Below are 22,155 nucleotides of genomic sequence, written 5' to 3' on the forward strand. Positions count from 1 at the left end.
GGTCAGTCTCGCTTGCGCCGGGCCCGCGGGTGGGTGCGGTCGTAGACCTCGGCTAGGTGCTGGAAGTCCAGGTGGGTGTAGACCTGGGTGGTCGCGAGGCTGGCGTGGCCCAGCAGCTCCTGGACGGCGCGGAGGTCGCCGCTGGACTCCAGCAGGTGGGTGGCGAAGGCGTGCCGGAGCATGTGCGGGTGCACCGGGCGGCCGAGGCCGCGCTCGTCGGCGAGGGCGCGCAGGCGCTGCTGGATGGAGCGGTGGGCGAGCCGCCGGCCGCGGCGACTGACGAACAGTGCCGGCTCGGTGGCCGGGGCCAGGCCCTCGCGTACGGTGAGCCACGCCTGCAGGGCCGCGCGGGCGGTGCGTCCGACCGGGACGATGCGGGTGCGCGCGCCCTTGCCGACGACGCGGAGGGTCTCCGGGTCGTGGGTGACGTCGGCGGCGTCCAGTGCCGCGACCTCGGCGAGGCGCAGGCCGCTGGAGTAGACCAGCTCGAACAGGGCACGGTCGCGCAGCGCCAGGGTGTCATCGTCGGCGGGGCCGTCGAGCAGCCGGGCGGCCTCGTCCACCGCCAGGGTCTCCGGCAGGCGGCGCCCGCTCTTCGGTGCGGTCACGTCGGCGGCGGGGTTGGCCGTCGCGATGCCCTCGCGCATGAGGTAGGCGAAGAAGGTGCGCAGGGCCGAAAGCGCCCGTGCCAGGGACCGTCCGCCGAGCCCGCGGCGGTGGCCGGCGGCGACGAAGGCGCGCACCTCGGCGCTGGTGACCCGCGACCAGTGCGTGGTGCCGGCGTCGCGGCAGTAGTGGGCAAAGGCCTCGAGGTCGCGGCGGTAGTGGTGACAGGTGGCAGCGGAGAGGCCGCGCTCGTCGCGGAGATGGGCGCCGAAGGCGGCGACGCCGGCGTCGAGGTCGTCGACGTCAGCCATCGTGGTCCGTGGCGTCGCGGCGGAGCTGGCGGGCCACGACCTCGCCGAGGCGCTGCAGGAAGACGGTGCCGAGCTCTCCGTGATAGCGCTCCGGGTCGCGGCTGCCGATGGCCACGATCCCCTGCACCGGGCCGTCGTCCAGCGGGATTACCGCCGCGGAGCGCAGCCCCTCGGCCCCCTCGCCGAAGGCCGCCTGCATCTGGTCGCCGCTCAGGCGGCCGACCACCGGCTGGTGGCCGAGGAAGAGCTCGCGCAACCGCCGTGCCAGGCTGTCCTCGCGGCCTGTGTGGCGGGCGTGGACGTGGCCGAGGGCGTTGCCGATCAGCGTGACCTCGACGCGGTCGGCGCGGAAGTCGCTCTGCAGCACGCCCTGCAGGGCGTTGACCGCCGCCTCGCCGCTGCCGGCGTCGAGCAGCTCCAGGGTCAGGCGGTGGAGCTGCCCGGAGAGGCGGTCGTTGTCCCGGGCGATGCGCAGGAGCTGGTCCAGGCGCCGGCGCAGGCGGCGTTCGTCGTCGCGGAGCACACGGACCTGGTACTCCAGCAGCGAGATCGCGGGGGCCACGTCATGGGGGATGTGCAGGGTGACGAGCAGGCCCTTGTGACGGGTGAAGAAGCCGGGGTGGTCGGCCAGGTAGCCCGCGATCCGGGCCTCCTCCGCCTCGTCCACGGCCGGCTCGTTTTCGGCGTACTCGTTCATGGTGCCGGGTCTTCCGTTGCCGGGGGCGCGGGCATGACGCCGTCGAAGACGTGACGCGCCGGTCCGGTCATGATCACCGGTGCGTCACCGCCCGCCCAGTCTATCACCAGTGTACCGCCGCGCAGTGCCACCTCGACGTGCTCGTCGAGCAGGCCGCGGAGCCGGCCCGCCACCACCGCGGCGCAGGCGCCGGTGCCGCAGGCCAGGGTCTCGCCGGCGCCGCGTTCGTAGACGCGCACGCGGGCGTGGCCACCGTCGACGACCTGGAGGAAACCGGCGTTGACCCGGTTGGGGAAGTCGGAATGGCGCTCGATGGTGGGGCCGAGCTCGGTGACCGGTGCGCGGTCGACGTCCTCGACGAGCAGCACGGCATGGGGGTTGCCCATGGATACCGCGCTGATCTCGAGCTCGGCGCCGTCGACGAGCAGCGGATACGCCACCGCGCGTTCCTCGGTGCGGAACGGGATGGCGTCGGGCTCGAGCTCCGGCGGGCCCATGTCCACGGAGACGTCGTCATCGCGCAGGGTGACCGTGATCAGCCGGCCCGCGGTTTCGATGCGCAGGGTCCCGGTGCCGGCGAGGCCGCGTTGCTGGAGAAACCGGGCGAGGCAGCGGATGCCGTTGCCGCAGTGCTCCACCTCGCCGCCGTCGGCGTTGAAGATGCGGTAGCGGAAGTCCGCGTCGTCGCGGGTCGGGGGTTCGGCGAGCAGCACCTGGTCGCAGCCCACGCCCAGGCGCCGGTGGGCGATCGCCCGGACCTGCGGGGCGGTGAGCTCGACGGGCTCGGCGGTGGCGTCGATGACGACGAAATCGTTGCCGAGGCCCTCCATCTTGGCGAAGTGCAGTGCCTGCATGAGGATGTCCGTCACAGCATGAAAAACAGTATCAGGGCGATCAGGCCGAGCCCCGCGACGAGCGCGCGCGGCGTGACCTGCCGGCCGTACGGCCGCCCGGCGAACCGGTTCAGGCTCTGCCAGAACTGCCAGAGGAAGAAGACGAGTACGGGTATCAGCGCTACCAGCGCCACCGGCAGGTTGTCGCCAGACACCGTCGTGGTGATCCTCTTGTCTCGCGCGGGGGCTTGATCATCCCCTCGGGCCGAGGATATGGCCCGGCGCGCGAGGTGACAAGCGCACACGCCGGGCGGTGGTTCAGTCCGGTCCGGGGAGATGCTCGCCGTGCCAGAGATCGGCGTAGCGCTCGCGCTCGCGCACGACTGTGACCCGGCCACCGTCGACCAGCAGCTCCGGCGGCCGGGGCCGGGCGTTGTAGTTGGAGGCCATGACGAAGCCGTAGGCCCCCGCGGAGTGCACCGCGAGGACGTCGCCGGCGGCGAGCGCCAGCTCGCGCTCGCCGCCGAGAGTATCCGCGCTCTCGCACACCGGGCCGACGATGTCGTAGGCGGCGGCCGGGCGGTCGCTGCGCGGTTGCACCGCCTCGATGGCCTGCCAAGCTTGGTAGAGCGCCGGGCGCAGCAGGTCGTTCATGCCGGCGTCCACCACCGCGAAGTCGCGCCCGCCGTTGTGCTTGAGATATTCCACCCGGGTGAGCATGACGCCGGCGTTGCCGACGATGGCCCGCCCCGGCTCGATGAGCAGGCGCTGGGTGCGGTCTGCCAGGCGCTCGAGCAGTGCGGCGGCGTAGTCGTCCGGCGCCGGCGGCGCCTCGTCGCGGTAGCGGATGCCGACACCGCCGCCGAGGTCCAGGTGCTCCAGTTCGATGCCGTCGGCGGCGAGGCTGTCCACCAGCACCAGCAGGCGGTCGAGGGCGTCCGCGACGGGGGTCACGGAGGTGAGCTGTGAGCCGATGTGGCAGTCGGCGCCGGTGATCCGGATGCCGGGCATGGTCGCGGCCTCGCGGTAGAGCGCGGCGGCCTCGTCGATGCCCACGCCGAACTTGTTCTCCTTGAGCCCGGTGGAGATGTACGGGTGTGTCTGCGGGTCGACGTCCGGGTTCACGCGGATGGAGACTGGTGCCTGCCGGTCCGCTGCCCGGGCGACGCGGTCCAGGCGTTGGAGCTCGGCCGCGGACTCCACGTTGAACGCCAGGATGCCCGCCTCAAGGGCGCGGCGCATCTCCGCCTCGCTCTTGCCCACGCCGGAGAACACCACCTTCGCCGGATCGCCGCCGGCGGCGAGCACGCGCTCCAGCTCGCCGCCGGAGACGATGTCGAAGCCGGAGCCGAGACGGGCGAGGAGGTTGAGCACGGCGAGGTTGCCGTTCGCCTTGACCGCGTAGCAGACCAGGTGGTCATGGCCGGCGAAGGCCGCGTCGAAGGCGCGCCATGCCGACTCGATGGCGGCGCGGGAGTAGACGTACGCGGGGGTGCCGTGCTCGTCGGCGATGGCCTGCAGGGGGACGTCCTCGGCCCACCACTGGCCGTCGCGAAGCTCGAAGCCCATGGATGCTCCTCAGTCGTTTGCGGTGTTGGCTGGCTGGCCGTCCGCGGGGGTGTCCGCCGGCGGCGGCAGGTAGAGATCCCCCTTGCGCCCGCATCCGGCCAGGGCCGTGAGGGCGGCGAGGGCGACGGCAATGGCGGCGGCTCGAAGCGTCATGGGACCTCCTGGGAAAACACGGCATTATAGCGATGATGCCCGGCGCTGTTGACGGGCGCCACCCGTCGCCGCACGTGAGAACGCGGTGTTCCTAGTAGAATGCCCGCGGCAAACGTATGCGGAGGATCGAGATGAGCGAGGAACTGCTGGAGACGGTCGAGACCGGTGCCCGCGAGGACGCGGATGCCGCCGTGATCTGGCTGCACGGGCTGGGGGCCGATGGCCATGACTTCGAGCCCGTCGTCCCGGAGCTGGGGCTGCCCCGTGACGCACGGGTGCGGTTCGTCTTCCCCCACGCACCGGTGCGCCCGGTCACGCTGAATGCCGGCATGTCCATGCGTGCCTGGTACGACCTCTACGGCCTCGACGAGTCCATGCACGAGGACGCCGATGGCCTGGAGCGCAGCCGCGCGGCGGTCACCGCGCTGATCGAGCGGGAGTCCGGGCGCGGTGTCCCCGCGGAGCGGCTGGTGCTCGCGGGTTTCTCCCAGGGCGGCGCCGTGGCCCTGCACACCGCGCTCAACCATCCGCAGCGGCTTGCCGGCATCATGGGCCTGTCCACCTACCTGCCCCTGCGCGAGCGCCTCGCGGAGGCGCCAGCGGCCAACGCGGACACCCCGGTGTTCATGGCCCACGGCCGTCAGGACCCGGTCCTGCCCTTCGAGTTCGGGCGGCGCTCCGCCGAGCGCCTGGAACAGGCGGGCTACACCGTGGAGTGGCACGACTATCCCATGCAGCACGCCGTGTGCATGGAGGAAATCCACGCCATCGGCGCCTGGCTGCGGCGGGTGCTCTCGCTGTAAGGGGCCGCGCGGGGCGGGCGGAGGCCGGCGTTCCCCGGCGGCATTGCACGGATCGCACTTCGCCCCACGGGTTAGCGGTGCCGGTCCGTGTGCAGGACCTGCCAGCGTGCCGCGGTCTCCAGATCCGGTTCGACGCCGAGACCGGGATCGCCGGAGAGCGTCATCCCGCCGTCGCTGACGGCGGGATAGGGCTGTGCCAGTGTCCGGCGGAGCGGATTCGGGTTGCTGTCGACCTCCAGCAGGCCATCGCCGCCGGCCGCGGCGAGCAGGTGCGCCGAGGCGATAAGCCCGATACCGCCACCCAGATAGTGGGGGCAGTACCGGCGCCCCGCCCCCCGCGCACGCCGGGCGACGGTGTAGCAGCCGGTGATACCGCCCCATTTGCAGAGGTCGGGCTGCAACACCGACAGGGCGCCGAGCTCGATGCTTTGGTCGAACCCGGGGGCATCGGCGAGGTTCTCGCCGCCGGCCAGCGCCACCGGCGAGGCCCGGGCCAGTGTCGTCCAGTCCGCCGCGGGTGAATCCACCGGCATGGGCTCCTCCAGCCATTCGAGCCGCTCATGGGGCAGGTGCCGCACCATGTCCAGCGCGGTGTCCCGGTCCCAGGCCTGATTGGCGTCCAGCATGAGCTGCTCGCCGTCGCCGAGATCGTCCGCCGCGGCGCGGGCCACCGACAGGTCCGCGGCGGCGTCGAATCCCACCTTGATCTTGAATGCCCGGTAGCCGGCGGCGCGGCATTCGGCAACGCGCTCCCCGGCCAGCTCCGGATTGATGCCGCTGGCATAGACGGGTACCCGCTGCCGGTCGGCGCCCAGCAGCTGCCACAGGGGGACGCGGCGGCGGCGTGCCGCCAGGTCCCACAGGGCGAGGTCGACGCCGGCCAGCGCCTGGGCTACGGGTCCGTATTCGCGTGTCTGCAGCACCAGCGTGTGCGTTTCACCGGCGAGCCGGGCGTAGGCCTGATCGGGGCTGGTGAAGGAGCGGCCCACCAGCCTGGGCGCGAGCACGGAGTCCACCAGCCGGGCCCGGTGCTCGGCCCCGCAGGTGGGAAAATTGCACCAGATCTCTCCCCATCCGAAGGCGCCGTCCGGGTCCTCGACCCGGACCAGGACCGCCGGGCGGTCGGTCATCACCCCGAACGATGTACGCACCGGGGTGTCGATCGGTGCCCGGAAGACCCATGCCTGCACACGGCTGACCGAGACCGGGCCGGCGTCGGGAAGCGTCACGGGGGCGTTCATGCCGGTTCTCCTCCTACGCGTGCCGGAGATAGGCGGAATGCTCGGTGGTGTAGAAGGTGACGGCGGAACGGCCCACGGAGTAGGCGCCCACGCCGGAGTGACGGATACCGCCGAAGGGCATGTGGTCGTCCGGCACGGTGCCGTGATTGACGTGCATCATGCCGTTCTGGCTGTGGTCCAGAAACCGCTGTACCAGGTGGTTGTCGTTGGAGAACAGCGCCGAGGTCAGGCCGTACTCGACGCCGTTGAGGATCGTCAGGGCCTCGTCGAAATCGCGGTAGGTCAGCACCGAGAGCACCGGCCCGAAGATCTCCTCCCGGGCGACGCTCATCTGCGGGGTGACGTCGGCGAGGACCGTGGGCTCGAAGAAGAAACCGTCCTCGCAGCCGGAGACCTGTGCCCTCCGGCCGCCGGTGAGCGCACGGGCGCCCGCTTCCAGGCCCTCGCGGACGTAGGCGTCCACGCGCTCCAGCTGGTCGCGGTTGGTCAGCGGTCCCATGGTGGTGCCGTCGACGGCGCCGTCGCCCAGGCGTTCCGCCTCGGCGCGGGCGACCAGCCCCCGGAGGACGTCGTCGCGGAGATCCTCCCGGACGATGACCCGGCTGATCGCGGTGCAACGCTGTCCGGCGCACTGGTTGGCCGCGCCCACCACCTGGTCCAGGCAGCCGTCGAGATCGTCGCTATCGTTGATGACCACGGCGTTCTTGCCGCCGAGCTCCAGCGATACCTCGGCCAGATTCGCTGCCGCCGCGGCGTAGATCCGGCGCCCGGTCGCCACCGAGCCGGTGAAAGTCACGCCGTGCACGCCCGGGTCGGAGACCAGCGCGGTCCCGGCCCCGGCGCCGCCGTGGAGCAGCTGCAGCAGCCCCGGGGGCAGTGTCTCCAGTGCCGCCTCGGCGATGATGGCCGCGGCTGCCGGGGTGAACTCCGAGGGCTTCAGTACGATGGCGTTGCCGAAGGTCAGCGCGGGTGCGATCTTGCGCATGGGGGTGAGCACGGGGAAGTTCCACGGCGTGACCGCGGCGATGACGCCGCGTGGCCGGCGCAGCACCAGGTTGCGCATGCCCGGCCGCTGGCCGGGCATGACCTCGCTGTGAGGGCGGGCGGCCTCGCCGGCCATGAAGCGGGCCTCCCGGAGTGATTTACCGGTCTCGCCGCGCGCCTCGGCGAGGGGCTTGCCCTGCTCCCGGGTCACCGCCACGGCGATGGCCTCCGCGCGCGCCTCCACTGCGTCGAGGAACCGCTGTACCTGCCGGGAGCGCTCCACCGGCGGGCGCGCGCCCCAGTCCCGCTGAGCGACGTCCGCCGCGCGGACCATGCCGGCCACTGCCTCCGGCGGAGTGGCCGTGTAACGTCCGGCCCGCTCGCCGGGGCGCGCGGGATTGTGCGTCTCGAAGCGCTTGCCGTGGTCGATCCACTCGCCGCCGCTCAGGTAGCCGTACTCGTACATGGAAGCATCCTCCGGGTCGTGCGCCGTCGGCCGGGGCGGATTGTTCGCCCCGGCCTGAAAGCGCTAACATTCAAAAAACAGATGAACAGCCGCGACAGGTACTGACTCCCGCCGCTATGCAGAAAAAGCCCCCGGTCCGCATGGAAGACGTCGCCCGGATCGCCGGCGTGTCCTCGATCACCGTCTCGCGTGTGCTCAATCAGCCGGGCAAGGTGGCGGAGGAGACCCGGGAGCGCGTCCTGAATGCGATCGAGGCGGTCGGCTACGTACCCAACAGCGTCGCCGGCAGCCTGGCGTCCCGGCGAACCAGCGTTATTGCGGCGCTGGTGCCGACCATTACCAACTCCATCTTCGCGGATACGATTCACGGCCTGACCGACGTGCTCACGCCGGCGGGCTATCAGCTGCTCCTCGGTGCCACGGGGTATTCGCTGGAGAGGGAGGCACAGCTGATCACGGCCCTGCTGGCGCAGCGGCCGGCCGGGTTGCTGGTGACGGGGCTCGCCCATGCGGAGCGGGCCCGCACGCTGATGAAGTCCGCGGGTATACCCGTGGTCGAGACCTGGAACGTCCAGGGCGAGGCCGTGGACATGGCCGTGGGCTTCTCCAATTACCGCGCGTGCTACGACATGGTGGTTCGCCTCGCCGGGAACGGACACCGGTGCATCGGCTTCGTCTGTGCCCCTACCGAGGCCAATGACCGCGCCCGGGAGCGGCTGCGGGGGTACCGCAGTGCGATCCGGGACCTCGGGCTGCCGGAGCGGGCGGAACTGGTTCGCGAGGCCAAGTTCTCGTTCCACGCCGGTGCCGAGAGCGTGAACCGCATGCGTGCCGAGGTGCCGGACCTGGACGCCGTCTTCTGCGCCAACGATATCCTGGCGATCGGCGCGCTGTTCGAGTGCCAGCGCCGGGGGGTCGATGTCCCTGGCGACCTCTCCATCGCCGGCTTCGACGACGTCGAGCTGGCCTCCCAGGTCAATCCGGGCCTGACCACCGTGCGCATCCCCCGCTACGAGATCGGCCGTGAGGCCGCGCGCATGCTGATGCAGCGCGTCGACGGCCGGCCGGTCAGTCCCGGCATCCTCGATCTCGGCTTCGAGATCGTCGAGCGCCAGAGTACTGTTCGCCCCGGGTGACGGCCGGTGTCGGGGCGCGGGGTTCGCACGCAGCGGCGGCATCATCCCTCCGCGTGGTCCGTCACCAGGCCGCGCATGGTTTCGTACAGGGCGGTCCAGTCCTGGCGGCCGCGGCCGTCCTGCCGTGCCAGGGCGTAGGTCTGCCGGGCTACCGCGCCCATGTAGGTGGGCACGTTGAGCCCGGCCGCCAGCTCCAGGGCCAGACCCAGGTCCTTGTGGGCGAGGTCGACCATGAAGCCGGGGGTCAGGTCGCCCTTGAGGACCTTGCTCGGGTAGGTGGTGCCCATGTGCCCCTGGCCGGCCACTGTGCCCAGCATCACCTGCCGCGACTGCTCCCGGTCCAGGCCGCTGGATTCGGCCAGCACCAGAGCCTCCGCCGTCAGCGCGTTAAGGGCGATGGACATGTAGTTATTGACCACCTTCATGCGCTGTCCGGTGCCCACCGGTCCGCAGTGAAAGATGGTGTCGCCCATCCGCTCGAGCAGCGGCCGGGCGCGTTCGACGTGCGCCGCCTCGCCACCGGCCATGATCAGTAGCCTGCCTTCCACGGCGTGCTGCGAGGAGCGTCCGACCGGGGCGTCGACGACGGCCACGTCCTGCTCGGAGAGCCGGCGGTGGAAGGCGTCGGTATGGGCCGGGAGGATCGTGCTCATGTCGATGTACAGGGTATCCGGGGCGAGTGCGCCGGCGATGCCGTCGGCACCGAACAGGGCATCCCCGACGATATCCCCGTTGGGCAGCATGGTGATGACCGCGTCCCGTCCCTCGGCGGCCTCTCGCGGTGAAGCGGCTCGTTCGGCGCCGTCTGCCTCCAGTGCGGCGGCCGCATCGGCGTTGACGTCATGGACACGCACCGCGTAGCCGGCGCGCAGCAGATTGCGCGCCATGGGGGTGCCCATGGTGCCGACGCCGACGAATCCAATGGTTCGAATCATCTGTCTCTCCCTTGATGCTCCTGCGGGACCGGCGGGCGCGGCCGACGCCGCGCCCGCGATGCGTTAGCTCACGACGTCGAGGTAGCGTTTGGGGTGGAAGTACTCGGAGGCCGGACGCGGATTGTCGATGGCACCGATGTCCACGAAGAAGTCTGTGACCTGGTCCAGCCATTCGGTGACCGTGCCGTCGCGGAATTTCCCGGCCCATGCGTCGCTGGTGAAGACCTTCTCGTACTTGTACTGGGCCCTGAGCTCCTCCAGCGGCACCTTCGTGTAATGGGTCTTCTGGAGCTTCGCCAGGGCCTCGTCGGGCTTGTTCACCAGGAAGTCGTTGGCGGGGACCCAGCCCTTGATGACCTTGTCGATGACCTCCGGGTGCGCCTTGAAGAAGTCGTTGCGGGCCGCCCAGCCACCGACGATCGCCGCTTCCGGGTAGTACCTGGAGGCATCCACCAGCTTCTTCGCGCTGGGCACCTGCTTCTCGACCTGGACATTGAACGGGACCCACAGGGCCACCGCCGGTACGGCCCCCGAGATGAAGGCGGTCACCGCCGCGCTCATGCTCTGGTTGACGAGCTCCACGTCCTTGTCCGGGTCCAGCCCGGCCTCGGTCAGCGCGCGGTGCAGGAAGACGTGGGCGGTGGTGCCGCGGGTCGTCGCGATCTTCTTGCCCTTCAGGTCCTCGATCCTGTTCGCCCCCATATCCGGGTGGACCCAGAGCTGGGCGGTGGCCCATTCCACGTTGTTGATCATGAACACCTCGCCCTGGCCACGGGCGGGGAAGTTGGAGACCACGGCACCGGTGGCGAGCATATCGAGGCTGCCGCCCACCATCGCCTGAAACAGGCCCAGGCCGGTGGTGAACTGGATGAACTCCATGTCCAGCCCCTGGTCCTTCCAGGTCCCCATCTCGTCGGCCAGCCACATCTGGCCGTCAACGGCCAGCGTGTGCAGGTAGCCGACCTTGACCTTGGTCCTCGGTTTGGCGATGAGCGGGCCGACACCGCCCATCGCGAACAGGGAGGCGCCGGCGCCGACGCCTTTCAGGAAGTTCCTGCGATTGGTCTGGTAGCTCATTCTCTGTGTCCTCCTCACGGGTCTCAGTGGCTCTTCCGGGCCTGTTGCTCCTGTGCCGCGTATTCCGCCATCACCATGTCGCGGACCTCGGAGCGCAGCTCCGCGAATTCCTGCGTGTCGTGAAGCTCCGGGTGACGCGGATAGGCAAACGGGACCTCGATGACCCGGCGGATCCGCGACGGGCGGGCGCTGATTACCAGTATCTTGGAAGAGAGGTAGAGCGCCTCTTCGACGGAGTGGGTGATGAGCATCACTGTCTTGCCGACCTCCTGCAGGACGTTGAGCAGCAGGTCCTGCATGGCGGAGCGGGTCTGCGCGTCCAGCGCGCCAAACGGCTCGTCCATTAACAGGAATTCGGGATTGACGGCGTAGGAGCGGGCCAGCGCGAGGCGCTGGCGCATGCCGCCGGAGAGCATTTTGGGGTAGTCCCGGCGGAAGTCGCCCAGCCCCATGAGCTCGATATAGCGGTCGACGATCTCCCGGCGCTGCGCGGCGGGGACGCGGTTGGCCTTGAGCTTGAGGCCGAAGGCGATGTTCTCCTCGATGGTCAGCCACGGGAACACGCCGTACTCCTGGAACATCATGCCGCGCTGCGCCGAGGGGCCCCGGATCGGGGTGCCGTCCAGGGTCACGCTGCCCTCGGAGGGCTGGATGAAGCCGGCGACCATGTTGAGCATGGTGGTCTTGCCGCAGCCCGACGGTCCGACCAGGGAGATGAATTCGCCGCTGTCGACGCAGAAGGAGACGTCGTCCACGACCTTGAGCGGCCCCTTGTCCGTCGCGAAGGCCTTGCTGACGCCATCGAAAACGATTCTCGTATCGCTGGATTGCATGATCTTCCCCTCAGTCGGTGGAGCCTTCCTGCCAGCTCAGAAGGCGGCGGGTCAGCGCGCGTAGTGCCATGTCCATGAACAGCGCGATGAAGCCGATGCAGATGATGCCCATGTAGATCGTGTCGAGCTGGAAATAGGCGGAGGCGTCCTGGATAACGGCGCCCAGCCCCTGCTGGGCGGCAACCAGCTCGGAGGCGACCAGCGTCGCCCAGGCAACACCGAGGGCGACGCGCAGCGCGGTGAGCATGTGGGGGATCGACAGGGGAATGATGACGCGGTGGAAGATCTCGAACTCGCTCGCCCCCAGCGTGCGCGCCACCCGGATATAGATGGGGCTGATCTGGCTTATCCCCTCGTACATGACGATAACGCTGGCGAAAAAGGACGCGTAGAAGAGGATGATGACCTTGGCCGTCTCACCGATGCCGAAGTAGACGATCACCAGCGGAATGAGGGCGATCGGGGGCAGGGCGCGGAAGAAGTTGATCAACGGGTCCATGAAAGACCGCAGCCCCCGGTACCAGCCGAGCAGGAATCCGACCGGCACCGCGCACAGCGTGCCGAGGACGACCCCGACGAATACGCGCTGCGTGGACATGTACATGTCGAGCAGCAGCCCGTCCCGGGTCAGCAGGGTCCAGAACTTGACCGCGACTGCGTCGGGCGTGGGTATGAGCTGCGGCCGGAACAGACCCGAGTAGCGCAATCCGTACCAGAGGGCGACCAGAACCACCCACGGTGCGAGCAGCCTGAACGCCCGCCACGCGATCAGCCGGGCGATCCGGCTGCCACCACGGGCGGCTTCCGGGCGTGGCTCGGAGGTGGCGCCCTCCCGGGGACCCGACGCAGCAGAAGGACTGCTTGGCATGTGTCTCCTCCTCCTCGTTGTCAAAGCAAGCGTGCCTGCCGGTATGACAGCGCTAACATCGATATTCGGATTCTCACCGCTCCTGTTCGCTGCAGAAACGGACCACACGCCGGTGGTTGCCTATTATTGCGATGTTAGCGCAAACATAACCCTCCCCATCGGGCGTTTGTCAAGGGTGGCCTGCGATGCGACCCCGCCACCACGTCGCCCATGGGCCTGGCACTCCCACGAGCCAGTCGTGGCCAGTGCATGTCCGCGAGCGGGTATCCCGGGGCGGAAGAATAGGACGCGGAGCCGTTGCACCCGACATAAAGGTGGTCGCTCCAATGAGGTGCAGGAACAACGCGATCGGGATGTAAATTCGGCAAATCAGAGGACGTGGCTATCCCATGCAGCACGCCGTGTGCATGGAGAAAATCCACGCCATCGGCGCCTGGCTGCGGCGGGTGTTGGGTCTTTGACCGTCGCCCTCTCCGGGATAGCGCCGGCCCATTGCGGGCCGGTTCGGGTATGGCAGAATGGATACTTCTGACATGCCTACCGGTATCGCGATGATCAGTCGGCAGGACGCAAGGTCCACAACGGGCGGCCCGATAAGGAGCCCCTCTCTCCGGACGGGGCTGCGAGCTGCCGTGGTCGTGGTGCTGGTCATGGCAGTACAGGCGGCCGCCCTGTGCGCGCCGCTGCATGGCAATGCGCGTCCCGGTAGTGGCGGTCAGGTCCATAGCGGCCTTATCGGCGATCATGGCGATCACCACGCCACGTGCGCGCCCGGGGCGATGGATGTCACCGGGGTCCTCACGGCCTCCGACCGGGACCCGGATGTGTTGCCGGCGGCCGCGGGCCCTCGGCCCGTCACCGGTTCCTGGACGATAGCGGGTCCGGCGCATCGTCCCGCTGCGCCTCGACTCCACTCCCCCGGCCTCTATCTGACTACCCGCCGAATCAGACTCTGACTGCCTCGGGATAGCCCCCTGTAGGAGCCGGATGCATTTCCGGTTCCCCGGTGAGCGCCGGCAGGGCGTTCCGGGCGTGAGCGCACCCGGTTTCTCCGGCCGGTAGCCGGCCGGTTTCCAGGTGTGTACCGGCGCCGCATCGGCGCGGGTTCCGGATTCCGTCCCGGCCAGCCGGGATGCCCGGGGGCTTACAGGCCGGTGATCCACCGGCTGCATTCCCGTTCGCTGCACTTGAAGGCCGCCGTCGTGGAAGGGCAGCCCCTGATGTGGGCGTGTCCGTCCGCGGCCGGGAACGGCCCCGTCGCCGAGCAGGCGAATACCAGGCATGAGGAGACCGAGAATGACGCGTACGTCAACGATCATTTCCGTCGCGGCGGCGTTTGCCGTGGCGCTGGCAGTCAATGTCGCCATCGCCGGTCCGGGGCATGGCGATCAGCACGGCTCCGGCTTCGCCGGCGGCCGGCCCGGCGACCCCGCGGAGGTTGACCGCACGGTCCGGATCACCGCCGGGGATACGTATTTCGATCGCCAGAGTATCGAGATCAGGGCGGGTGAGACGGTTCGCTTCGTCGTGACCAATAAGGGAGAGCTTGAACACGATTTCACCCTGGGGACGCCGAAGGTCCAGAAAGCCCATCGGGCCGAGATGGCCAGGCGCATGAGCGATGGCGGGGCTGAGGCTCACGCCGACCCGAATGCCGTGATGATCGACCCCGGAGAGACCGCGTCCGTCATATGGACGTTCGAGAGAACGGAGCGGTTTCTGTTCGCGTGCAACGTCCCGGGCCACTTCGAGGCCGGTATGCAGGGTGAGATCGACATCCGGCCCGTGCCGTCCGCGGGCGCCTGAGATAGGGGAGCAGGCGGCTTCCGCGCGCGTCGGGGCGTCCCGGCGCGCCTGAGACGAGCGAAAGTTGCGGAGCCGTTTCCTGCCGGCGTATTCTAAGCATATCCCACCCCACCCGGGGTGGGATTACGTATGGGTCTGGAGGGAGCCATGCACGGGAGTCGAGATAGCGTGAATCCGGGCACGGCAGGGACCCGGGATTCCGGCCAGGAGGCCGGGGCATCGGGAGGCGTCCGTTACACCTGCCCCATGCACCCCGAGGTCGTCTCGGATGCCCCGGGTGAGTGCCCGAAGTGCGGCATGGCGCTGGAGCCCCAGCAGGTCAGCGCGGCGCCTGCAGAGAACCCGGAGCTGAAGGACATGACCCGGCGTTTCTGGGTGAGCCTGGTGCTGGCGCTGCCGGTGCTGGCACTCGCGATGGGCGGCATGGTGCCCGGGGTGGATATGCAGGCGCTGGTACCCCACGCCGTGCGCAACTGGCTGGAGTTCGCCCTGGCGACGCCGGTGGTGTTGTGGGGCGGCTGGCCGTTCTTCGTCCGGGGCTGGCGTTCCATCGTGAATCGCAGCCTGAACATGTTCACCCTCATCGCCCTGGGGGTGGGGGTAGCCTACGTCTACAGTGTCGTCGCCGCCATTGCACCGGGGCTCTTTCCGGCATCGTTCCGGGGCGTCGGCGGGCGCGTCGACGTCTATTTCGAGGCGGCTGCCATGATCGTCACGCTGGTGCTGATCGGCCAGGTGATGGAGCTGCGTGCCCGCAGCCAGACCAACGCCGCGATCCAGTCGCTGCTCGGGCTCGCGCCCAAGACCGCACGCCGGATCGACGACGATGGCAGCGAGGCGGACGTCCCTCTCGAATCGGTGCAGATCGGTGACCGCCTGCGGGTTCGTCCCGGGGAGAAGGTTCCCGTAGATGGCTCGGTGATTGAAGGCGGCAGCTCCGTGGACGAGTCGATGATCACCGGCGAGCCCATGCCGGTGGCGAAGGCGTCGGGGGACCGCGTGATAGGCGCCACGGTCAACGGCCGGGGGTCGCTGATCATCGAGGCCGAGCGCGTCGGCAGTGACACGCTGCTCTCCCGGATCGTGGAGATGGTGGCCGAGGCGAGCCGCAGCCGGGCGCCGATCCAGAACCTCGTGGACGTGGTGGCAGCCTATTTCGTCCCCGCCGTCGTGGCCGCTGCCGTGATCACCTTCGCCATCTGGGCGCTGGTCGGGCCCGAGCCCGCCATGGCCTATGCGCTGATCAACGCGGTGGCGGTGCTGATCATCGCCTGCCCGTGTGCCCTGGGCCTTGCGACTCCGATGTCCATCATGGTGGCGAGTGGCAAGGGGGCCACCGCCGGCGTGCTGTTCCGGGACGCCGAGGCGATCCAGACGCTGCGCCGGGTGGATACCCTCGTCGTCGACAAGACGGGGACGCTGACGGAGGGGCGCCCGCGGCTCCAGGAGGTATCCGTTGCGGACGGGTTCGGCGAGGACGACGTGCTGTGTCTCGCGGCCACCCTGGAGCGGGGCAGCGAGCATCCGCTGGCCGCTGCCATCGTGGACGGTGCCGGCGAGCGGGGCGTCGAGCTCAAGCGCTACAGCGACTTCGAGTCCATTACCGGCAAGGGGGTGCGCGGTGCCATAGACGGACGCCGGGTCGCCCTGGGGAACCGGGCGCTGATGGACGCTCTGGGCATCGATGCGCAGGCACTGACTGAGCGTGCGGAGTCCCTGCGGGCCGAGGGCCGGACGGCCATGTTCGTTGCTGTCGACGACCGGGTCGCCGGACTCATCGCCGTCGCGGACCCGGTCAAGGCAGGGACGCCGGAGGCGGTTCGCGCGCTCCACGACGAGGGCGTGAGTATCACCATGCTTACCGGCGACAGCCGGACGACCGCGGAGGCGGTGGCCCGGGAGCTCGGTATCGACGAGGTGATCGCGGAGGTGCTGCCGGAGCAGAAGGCGGAACAGGTCCAGGCGCTGCAGTCGCAGGGGCGTTTCGTCGCCATGGCCGGTGACGGCATCAACGATGCCCCGGCCCTGGCCCGCGCCCAGGTCGGTATCGCCATGGGTACCGGCACCGACGTGGCCATGGAGAGCGCCGGCGTGACCCTCGTGAAGGGCGACCTGCGCGGTATCGTGCGTGCCCGCCGGCTCAGCCGGGCGACCATGCGCAATATCAAGCAGAACCTGTTCTTCGCGTTCGTCTACAACAGCCTCGGTGTGCCCGTTGCCGCCGGTGTGCTGTACCCGGTATTCGGCGTGCTGCTCTCGCCCATCATCGCCGCGGCGGCCATGTCGCTCAGCTCGGTATCGGTGGTGGGGAACTCGCTGCGCCTGAGGCGGCTGTCCATCGAATGATCGCTCGACGGCGGTGCGGTTTCTCCGGGGCGTTTCGCAGGGAGGATGGTAACGATGACTGACGGACACGGCGGCCACGGACACGCCGGGCATATGCCTTCCAGTGGGCCGGCCATGGTGGTGTCGGCCTGGCTGACCGGGATCTACTTCTTCATCGAGATGGGCATCGGCCTGTGGACCGGCTCAATCGCGGTGATTTCCGACGCCTTCCACACCTTTTCGGCGGTCGGGGGCGTCCTCGTCGCGATAGTGGCGGCCAGGATTGCCCGCCGTCCTGCCGATGCCGATCGCAGTTTCGGCTGGTATCGCGCGGAGATCATCGGTGCGCTCGTCAACGGGGGGTTTCTCGTGGGCATGGCACTGGTGGTGATCGTGATGGCGGCCATGCGAATGCTGGATCCGATCGAGTTGCCCACCGGCCCGATGCTCCTGGCGGCGGCCGGTGGCCTGGCCACGGAGCTCATCTCGCTGGGCATGATGTGGCGTCACAGCCGCAGTGATCTCAATGTCCGGGGGGCGCTGTGGCATATCGTCCAGACCTTCGTCGGGAGCCTGCTGATCATCGTCACCGCGGTGGTGATCCGCTTCACCGGTTTCCTGCTCATCGATCCGCTGCTCGGTATGGCGTTCGGCTTCGTACTGCTATGGGCGAGCTGGGGAATCCTCCGCGACTCCGCGCACGTCCTGATGGAGGGGACGCCCCCAGAGGTTGCCCTCGATGACGTGAGCCGGGCACTGAACGGGGTGGATGGGGTCGAGGACGTGCATCACGTCCATGCGTGGGAATTGACCAGTGGGCGCCGCGTGTTCTCAGGGCATCTGCGCGTCGCTGAAGGCGTCGATACCCAGTCGGTCCTGAGGCGGGCCCACCATATGCTCCGCCACGATTACGGGTTCTTCTTCGTAACGCTTCAGGTCGAGCGGGGCTGCCTGGATGAGTCCGGTGCGGAGACGATCGACGTGACCCGCACCCCGGAGCCTGGCGCATGAATCCGCGAGCCATCGGGCTGCTGACGCTGATCACGCTTGGCGAGGCCACGATCGGCGTGTTCGTCAAGCTCACCGGTGGCGCGATACCGGTACAGACGCTGACGTTCTACGCGATGGGGTTCGCGGCCGTGTTCCTGGTCCTGGCCCGGGCGGCAGTGGAGCGGCGCTGGCCGCGGTTTCCCCGCGGCAATGTCCGGGATACGGCGGTTATCGGTGTCCTGATCGCCGCCCAGGGTGCTGCATTCAATTTCGCCATGTCGCTCGTGCCCATCGCCAATGCGGTGATCTTCTGGAGCATCGCGCCGTTTTTCGTCTTCATCTTTTCCGCCCTGTTTCTCCGTGAGCCGGCACGGCGTAGCTACATCCTCATATTCGCCGTCGCGCTTGCTGGCGTGGTGATGGCGAGGCCCTTCAGCGGCGGGTATGCGCTTGGCAATGCCGTGGCGCTGTCGACCGGCGCGATCTACGCGGCGATGGTCACCTACCTGCGCCACGAGGGGAAAACCGAAACCGGCAGTGACATCGCGTGGTCCATGCTCGTGGCCGCACTGGTGCTTTCACCGTCGCTGTTTGTCGCCGGCCCCGGCGAGGTGACCGCGTCAACGACATTCGGCTCAGGTGGTCTGGAGGTCCCCGTATTGCTCTGGGCTGCCGGGCTGGGCGTTGTCTCGACGGGTGTTCCCTACTTCGGGATAGCGATCGTGCTCAAGTCGATCAGTGCGAATGTCTATGCGCTGGTGGACATCATTGTCTCACCGGTGGTCGCTTCGTTTCTGGGGTTCCTGGTTTTTTCCGAGGTGCCGGGCGAGGGGATGGTCTACGGCGGCGCCCTGCTGCTGGGCGCGGGTTTCTGGTTGACCCGGGAGATGTCCCGGGATTCGGGTAACAGGGCGGTGCATCCCTGCCAGTGCACTGCCCCGTCCGTTAGCGGTTGATGGCAGCACAAGGAGGCCAAGATGATGTGGGACGGCATGGGGTGGCACATGAACGCCTCGGGCTGGGAATGGTTTCTTCCCGGCGCGATTCATATGGTGCTTTTCTGGGGGGTTCTCATCGCGGCAGCGGTGCTGTTGGTGAAGGCGCTCTCCGACGTGACAGCGGGCAGGCGGCGCGGCAGCTCGGTCGCGCACACGATCCTCGCCGAACGTTACGCCAAGGGCGAGATCGACGAGGAGGAGTATCAGCGGCGGCTATCGCATCTGAAACGATCCATCCATTAACGGCAGACAGGTCATTCTACCGCCATATCATGACGAGCCTGACGCTACATCGTGAACGGGGCCACGGCCACGCATGTGTGACGGGGGATCGCGCATGAATCCCGCAGTCTGGCGACGGCTGCTGCTGATGCTGATCATCTGCGGCATTGCCCTGCCCGTCCTCGCCGATCGTGGCGCCGGCGTCACGTTGCGAGTGGGTGATGACGAGGTGCGGGTCTATGCCGTGACGGCCGAAGCGCGGCTTCCTGCGCCGGGACTCGGCTCGTCCGGCATCGAACTCACCGATGCCGATCTGCACTGTGCCCAGACCCACGGTATGGTGCGCGCCAGCCTCGTTTCACTCGATCCCTGTGCGCCGTCCGTCGCCGTCGTGACGGCGAAAGGCGCGGCGCCGGGCTATGCGGTGCCGCCTTTCCGCCCGCCCCGGACCTGACGTTCTTCATCCCTGATTGCCTTGTTCCCCCGCGCCACGGTGTATCCCGGGCCCGGGGGTGAGAATCCGGACTTCAAGGAGAACGTCCATGTCGATCGACGACCGATCCGTGCCCGCACGGCCGCATCGCCGTCCGGGCGAAGCCACACGTAGCGTCTCCGGGGCGCGGTCCAAATACATGCTGCCGTTACTGGCGCTGGGAACCGTTGTCGCGGTATTCGGCGTCTCGCAGACGGGAGCGTCCCTGGGGATGCTCTTCTACCTGGTGCTGCTCGCCTGTCCGCTCATGCACCTGTTCATGCATCGGGGGCGCCACTCGGGCGCATCCGGGGACCACAAGGGAGGGGGCGAGAATGAGGGCTAGGCTGTTTTCGCTGCTATTCGCCGGGTTCGTCGCTGCCGCCTCCGCCGAGGTCTCGGCGGGACAGGCCTATCTCCCAATGGGACAGGCGCGGGGTATCGCGGTGGTCGATACACAGCGCGATGCCGTGGTCGGCCATCTGCCGGGGGTACCCTCCGGGCACGGCCTGGCCCTGAGTCCGGACGGTGGGCTGCTGGTGGCGGCGAGCCTGGCCGCCGGGGCCACCATGGAGGCCGGGGAACCGGAGCACGCGGCCCATCACGGCGGAAAGGCCGCTGCGCGTGAATCCGGCGGCGGTGGTGTCGTCACCCTGATCCGGGCCGCTACCGGGGCGGTGGTGGCGCGGATCGCGATCCCCGGGCCGAGCCATCACGTGGCAATCACGCCGGACGGGCGTTATGCCGTGGCGACGCTGATGCGTGACGGTGGCGTCGCGGTCATCGACCTGCGTGAACGACGCCTCGCCAGGGTGGTTCCCACCGGGGTCGCGCCTAACTATGCCGTGCCGGCCGCGGACAGCCGGACCGTGTACGTGAGCAATTCGGGCAGCGCGACGGTGAGCGTCGTCGACGTGGTCACGGGCCGCGTTCGCGACAGCGTGACCGTCGACGCCGGCCCCGAGCACATGGTGCTGTCCGGGGACGGGGAACGGCTGTACGTGAACGCCGCAGGTGCCGGGGCCGTTACGGTGGTGGCCCTCCCGGAGGGCCGGGTTGTGCGTAGCCTCGAGACGGGGCGTGATCCCCACGGCATCGCGCTCGGTCGCTCCGGGCGCCGGCTGTTCGTGGCCCTGACCGGCGAGGACCGGCTCCTGGCCATCGATCTGCGCGACGGTTCCCGCACCAGCCGCGTGCTGGCGCCGATGCCCTACCACCTCGCGAGGGTTCCCGGTAACGGCCGGCTCTACGTCTCCAGCCGCGGCGAATCCCGCGTCTGGGTGGTGGACGGCCGCGATCTGGGTGTATCGGCGTCGATCCAGACGTCCGCGGTCGTCCACCAGATGGCGATGTCCGCGGAGGCGGGGCAGTGAGGCGGACGATCCTCCCACTGGCCATATTTCTCGCCGCCGCGGTGCTGCTCGGCGTCGGCCTTTGGCTGGATCCCTCCCGGGTGCCGTCTCCCCTTCTGGGGAAGGCGGCCCCCGCCTTCTCGGCACCGCGTCTGTTCCGGCCGGCGGAGACGGTCACGGAGGGCGATCTGCAGGGGCAGGTCGTCGCCGTCAACGTGTTCGCGAGCTGGTGTACCGCCTGCCGGGAGGAGCACCCCTTCGTTGCCGCACTGGCGGAGCGGATCCCGGTGTATGGGCTGAACTACAAGGACACGCGCGGCGACGCCCGCGCGTGGCTCGCCCGCTACGGTAACGCCTATCGCGCGGTGGCCTTCGATCCGAAGGGGCGGGTCGGACTGGAGTGGGGTGTGTACGGGGTGCCGGAGACCTATATCCTAGACGCCGACGGCGTCATCCGGCACAAGCACATCGGTGCGATAGATGCCCGCGGCCTGAACGAGGAAATCCTGCCGCTGGTCTCGCGGCTGCTCGGGGAATCGGCATGATGGCCGTAGCGCACGCCATTGTGCCGGTGCGGACAATGCCCGGCCCCTGTCGCTGCCACGAACGCGCCATTCGGGTTCGTTATCGATCGAAGGGGAGGTAGGCGTGCCTGAAATCGCCGGTATCGGTCTGCTGACCGCGTTCGCCGCGGGCATCATCTCCTTCCTCTCGCCCTGTGTGCTGCCGCTGGTGCCCGGGTACGTCTCCTTCGTCGCCGGGCGCTCCGTGGAGGAGCTGCAGACGCTGTCGGGCTACCGCGAGCGCCTGGCGGTCGTCGGCATGAGTCTGTCGTTCGTGCTCGGGTTCGCCACGGTCTTCATGCTCCTGGGCGCGAGTGCCACCGCCATAGGCCGTGTGATGCTGGCCTACAAGGAGACGGCCAACATCGTCGGCGGCACGTTCGTGATCGTCTTCGGCCTTTTCATGAGCGGAGCGCTACGGCTGCGGTGGCTCCATGGCGACACGCGGTGGATCCACCGCCTCGAACAGGGGGGAACCCCCTGGCTGAGCTATCTCCTCGGCGTGGCCTTCGCGTTCGGGTGGACCCCGTGCATCGGCCCCGTTCTCGGCAGCATCCTGACCGTGAGTGCCTCCGGGGCGGGGAGCGGTGTCGCCTTGCTCGGCGTCTACTCGCTCGGGCTCGGTGTGCCCTTCCTCGCAACCGCGCTGTTCATCAACCGCTTTCTCGACAACCGTGCCCGCCTGCGTGCCTGGGGGCGGCCGCTGCACATCATCGGTGGCGTGGTCATGATCGTGGTCGGCGTGGCGATGGTGACCGGACAGCTCGCGCGGTTCAGCTACTGGCTCCTCGACGTTTTCCCCTGGCTCGGCCGTATCGGTTAGTGCCCCCGGTCGGCAGGCGTCCGTGACGGTGGGTACGAGGCCCGTGGGCCACCTCGCCACCCCGCCGGAAGCGCTGCACCGCCATGATGCAT

24 protein-coding genes are annotated in these 22,155 nt (G+C 69.0%); 12 read left to right on the top strand and 12 right to left on the bottom strand.

Annotation, left to right across the window (positions count from 1 at the left end; translation table 11 throughout):
• Positions 1-2 precede the first annotated feature (2 nt).
• The 6 genes from xerC to lptM all read right to left on the bottom strand — a co-directional run bounded on the left by xerC (position 3) and on the right by lptM (position 4,169).
• On the bottom strand, positions 3-917 hold the full coding sequence (gene xerC, locus C516_RS0108820; RefSeq protein WP_018718010.1) for a tyrosine recombinase XerC: 915 nt from the start codon (positions 915-917) through the stop codon (positions 3-5).
• A complete protein-coding gene (locus tag C516_RS0108825; protein WP_018718011.1) occupies positions 910-1,614 on the bottom strand; it encodes a DUF484 family protein in 705 nt (234 codons plus the stop codon). Before C516_RS0108825 ends, xerC begins: the two co-directional genes overlap by 8 nt.
• Positions 1,611-2,468 (bottom strand): diaminopimelate epimerase, encoded by an 858-nt coding sequence (dapF, locus tag C516_RS0108830; RefSeq protein WP_018718012.1) that lies wholly within the window; start codon positions 2,466-2,468, stop codon positions 1,611-1,613. The genes C516_RS0108825 and dapF overlap by 4 nt, the downstream gene beginning before the upstream one ends.
• 11 nt (positions 2,469-2,479) lie before the next feature.
• Positions 2,480-2,662, bottom strand: a complete 183-nt coding sequence (locus C516_RS0108835) for a hypothetical protein (protein WP_018718013.1) — start codon at positions 2,660-2,662, stop codon at positions 2,480-2,482.
• A gap of 103 nt (positions 2,663-2,765) precedes the next feature.
• Positions 2,766-4,016: a diaminopimelate decarboxylase gene (lysA, locus tag C516_RS0108840; RefSeq protein ID WP_018718014.1), complete on the bottom strand. Its 1,251-nt coding sequence runs from the start codon at positions 4,014-4,016 to the stop codon at positions 2,766-2,768.
• A gap of 9 nt (positions 4,017-4,025) precedes the next feature.
• The gene (gene lptM / locus C516_RS20805; protein WP_018718015.1) at positions 4,026-4,169 is read right to left on the bottom strand and encodes an LPS translocon maturation chaperone LptM; all 144 of its coding nucleotides are present in this window, start codon (positions 4,167-4,169) and stop codon (positions 4,026-4,028) included.
• A gap of 131 nt (positions 4,170-4,300) precedes the next feature.
• Between lptM and C516_RS0108850 the strand changes: the two genes are divergently transcribed.
• Positions 4,301-4,972 (top strand): alpha/beta hydrolase, encoded by a 672-nt coding sequence (locus C516_RS0108850; RefSeq protein ID WP_018718016.1) that lies wholly within the window; start codon positions 4,301-4,303, stop codon positions 4,970-4,972.
• Between the two features lie 71 nt (positions 4,973-5,043).
• Here the strand turns inward: C516_RS0108850 and C516_RS0108855 are convergent, their stop codons facing one another.
• Both C516_RS0108855 and C516_RS0108860 read right to left on the bottom strand, forming a co-directional pair.
• A complete protein-coding gene (locus tag C516_RS0108855) occupies positions 5,044-6,213 on the bottom strand; it encodes a mandelate racemase/muconate lactonizing enzyme family protein (protein ID WP_018718017.1) in 1,170 nt (389 codons plus the stop codon).
• A 13-nt stretch (positions 6,214-6,226) separates the two neighbouring features.
• Complete coding sequence (locus C516_RS0108860) at positions 6,227-7,663, bottom strand: aldehyde dehydrogenase family protein (RefSeq protein ID WP_018718018.1); 1,437 nt, start codon at positions 7,661-7,663, stop codon at positions 6,227-6,229.
• Positions 7,664-7,779: 116 nt separating this feature from the next.
• On the opposite strand from C516_RS0108860, the gene C516_RS0108865 reads away from it, so the two are divergent.
• A complete protein-coding gene (locus C516_RS0108865; protein ID WP_018718019.1) occupies positions 7,780-8,799 on the top strand; it encodes a LacI family DNA-binding transcriptional regulator in 1,020 nt (339 codons plus the stop codon).
• Positions 8,800-8,840: 41 nt separating this feature from the next.
• On the opposite strand, the gene yihU is transcribed toward C516_RS0108865, so the two are convergent.
• From yihU to C516_RS0108885, 4 genes are all read right to left on the bottom strand, one after another.
• The gene (gene yihU / locus C516_RS0108870) at positions 8,841-9,734 is read right to left on the bottom strand and encodes a sulfolactaldehyde 3-reductase (protein WP_018718020.1); all 894 of its coding nucleotides are present in this window, start codon (positions 9,732-9,734) and stop codon (positions 8,841-8,843) included.
• A 63-nt stretch (positions 9,735-9,797) separates the two neighbouring features.
• Positions 9,798-10,811, bottom strand: coding sequence for an ABC transporter substrate-binding protein (locus C516_RS0108875; protein ID WP_018718021.1), 1,014 nt, complete (start codon positions 10,809-10,811; stop codon positions 9,798-9,800).
• A 23-nt stretch (positions 10,812-10,834) separates the two neighbouring features.
• A complete protein-coding gene (locus C516_RS0108880) occupies positions 10,835-11,644 on the bottom strand; it encodes an ABC transporter ATP-binding protein (RefSeq protein ID WP_018718022.1) in 810 nt (269 codons plus the stop codon).
• Between the two features lie 10 nt (positions 11,645-11,654).
• Positions 11,655-12,512 (bottom strand): ABC transporter permease, encoded by an 858-nt coding sequence (locus C516_RS0108885; protein ID WP_018718023.1) that lies wholly within the window; start codon positions 12,510-12,512, stop codon positions 11,655-11,657.
• A 1,341-nt stretch (positions 12,513-13,853) separates the two neighbouring features.
• Here C516_RS0108885 and C516_RS0108890 point away from each other — a divergent pair.
• The 10 genes from C516_RS0108890 to C516_RS0108935 all read left to right on the top strand — a co-directional run bounded on the left by C516_RS0108890 (position 13,854) and on the right by C516_RS0108935 (position 22,063).
• On the top strand, positions 13,854-14,318 hold the full coding sequence (locus tag C516_RS0108890; RefSeq protein ID WP_211210601.1) for a cupredoxin domain-containing protein: 465 nt from the start codon (positions 13,854-13,856) through the stop codon (positions 14,316-14,318).
• 147 nt (positions 14,319-14,465) lie between these two features.
• The gene (locus C516_RS19125; protein WP_256379717.1) at positions 14,466-16,664 is read left to right on the top strand and encodes a copper-transporting P-type ATPase; all 2,199 of its coding nucleotides are present in this window, start codon (positions 14,466-14,468) and stop codon (positions 16,662-16,664) included.
• Between the two features lie 54 nt (positions 16,665-16,718).
• Entirely contained in the window at positions 16,719-17,654 is a 936-nt protein-coding gene (locus C516_RS0108900) for a cation diffusion facilitator family transporter (RefSeq protein ID WP_026321054.1), read from the top strand.
• Positions 17,651-18,589, top strand: coding sequence for an EamA family transporter (locus C516_RS0108905; RefSeq protein ID WP_018718027.1), 939 nt, complete (start codon positions 17,651-17,653; stop codon positions 18,587-18,589). The genes C516_RS0108900 and C516_RS0108905 overlap by 4 nt, the downstream gene beginning before the upstream one ends.
• Before the next feature lie 21 nt (positions 18,590-18,610).
• The gene (locus C516_RS0108910; protein ID WP_018718028.1) at positions 18,611-18,874 is read left to right on the top strand and encodes an SHOCT domain-containing protein; all 264 of its coding nucleotides are present in this window, start codon (positions 18,611-18,613) and stop codon (positions 18,872-18,874) included.
• Between the two features lie 94 nt (positions 18,875-18,968).
• Positions 18,969-19,307, top strand: a complete 339-nt coding sequence (locus C516_RS0108915) for a hypothetical protein (protein ID WP_018718029.1) — start codon at positions 18,969-18,971, stop codon at positions 19,305-19,307.
• A gap of 88 nt (positions 19,308-19,395) precedes the next feature.
• A complete protein-coding gene (locus tag C516_RS19130) occupies positions 19,396-19,671 on the top strand; it encodes a DUF2933 domain-containing protein (RefSeq protein WP_018718030.1) in 276 nt (91 codons plus the stop codon).
• On the top strand, positions 19,661-20,698 hold the full coding sequence (locus C516_RS0108925; protein ID WP_026321055.1) for a YncE family protein: 1,038 nt from the start codon (positions 19,661-19,663) through the stop codon (positions 20,696-20,698). Before C516_RS19130 ends, C516_RS0108925 begins: the two co-directional genes overlap by 11 nt.
• Positions 20,695-21,222 (top strand): DsbE family thiol:disulfide interchange protein, encoded by a 528-nt coding sequence (locus C516_RS0108930; protein WP_018718032.1) that lies wholly within the window; start codon positions 20,695-20,697, stop codon positions 21,220-21,222. Before C516_RS0108925 ends, C516_RS0108930 begins: the two co-directional genes overlap by 4 nt.
• Positions 21,223-21,325: 103 nt before the next feature.
• Complete coding sequence (locus C516_RS0108935) at positions 21,326-22,063, top strand: cytochrome c biogenesis CcdA family protein (protein ID WP_018718033.1); 738 nt, start codon at positions 21,326-21,328, stop codon at positions 22,061-22,063.
• The last annotated feature ends 92 nt before the right edge of the window (positions 22,064-22,155 follow it).

Source organism: Arhodomonas aquaeolei DSM 8974 (assembly GCF_000374645.1).
GTDB lineage: Bacteria > Pseudomonadota > Gammaproteobacteria > Nitrococcales > Nitrococcaceae > Arhodomonas > Arhodomonas aquaeolei.